This is a genomic window from Dendronalium phyllosphericum CENA369, from assembly GCF_016056275.1.
Classification (GTDB): domain Bacteria; phylum Cyanobacteriota; class Cyanobacteriia; order Cyanobacteriales; family Nostocaceae; genus Dendronalium; species Dendronalium phyllosphericum.
In genome coordinates, this window is record NZ_JAECZA010000287.1 from 1 (window position 1) to 1037 (window position 1037).

At 36.1% G+C, this 1037-nt stretch carries 2 protein-coding genes; both read left to right on the top strand.

The window, feature by feature from the left end:
• The first annotated feature begins 65 nt into the window (after positions 1-65).
• Positions 66-464: a helix-turn-helix domain-containing protein gene (locus I8752_RS31680; protein WP_214436144.1), complete on the top strand. Its 399-nt coding sequence runs from the start codon at positions 66-68 to the stop codon at positions 462-464.
• Positions 416-1012, top strand: coding sequence for an IS630 family transposase (locus I8752_RS31685; RefSeq protein WP_214436145.1), 597 nt, complete (start codon positions 416-418; stop codon positions 1010-1012). Before I8752_RS31680 ends, I8752_RS31685 begins: the two co-directional genes overlap by 49 nt.
• Positions 1013-1037 lie beyond the last annotated feature (25 nt).

Below are 1037 nucleotides of genomic sequence, written 5' to 3' on the forward strand. Positions count from 1 at the left end.
TATACAGCCGTTTCCGATGTTATGAGGTACAATTAGTACTAATAAAATAAAAAGATAATACTGTCATGAAAGCATATTCAGTGGATATCCGAGAAAAAATAGTTGCAGCACATATTGAGGAAAAAATATCAATTCGGCAAGTGGCACTCAGATTTGCAGTCAGTAAAAGTCTAGTACAAAAGCTGGTAAAGCAACAAAAAAGTCATGGTAATTTACAACCATTAAAACCGGGTAAGCCCCGATTTAGTCATCTGACAAATGCGGAATTAGAGTTAAGAGAATTGGTGTCAGAGAATCAGGATGCAACAATAGCGGAATTATGTGAATTATTGGCATTAAAAACAGGTAATTGGGTGAGCCGAACGGCAATGTGCCGTTGCTTACAAAAATTAGGATTAAATCGCAAAAAAAAACATTGCACAGTAGCCAGGCAGCAACTCCAAGAGTACAAAAACTCCGGGTAGAATATTGGGAAAAAGTAAAGGATATAGATCCAGAAAACTTGGTATTTTTAGATGAAACAGGGGTAATACTGGGTTTGACAAGAACTCATGCACGTTCAGAGAAGGGAACAAGAGTATACGAAATGAAACCATTTTATCGTGGTACAAAAGTTACGGTAATTGGAGCAATAAGTATTAAAAAAGTGGTGGCATTAATGACGATAAATAACTCAATGGATAGTCAGGCATTTGAAGTATTTATTGAGAAGTTTTTATTGCCTCAATTATGGTCAGGAGCAGTGGTAGTTATGGACAACTTACCTGCACATAAACTAGCATCAATTGAACCAATGATTGAATCTGTAGGTGCGAAAGTCTTATGTTTATCTCCATACTCTCCTGATTTTAATCCCATTGAGTTATGGTGGTCACAACTGAAATCTTTTTTACGTACTTTTTCTCCAACTACAACCGAAATGGTTGATAAAGTTATCTCTGTTGCTCTCTACTTGATGAATCCTCAACATTTAAAAAACTGGTTCACTAATTGCTGTTATTGTACCTCATAACATCGGGAAACGCTGTATATTCATC

Excerpts from the sequence above, each read along its gene's own strand:
- I8752_RS31680 (WP_214436144.1), top strand. The coding sequence starts at position 66 with ATGAAAGCATATTCAGTGGATATCCGAGAAAAAATAGTTGCAGCACAT.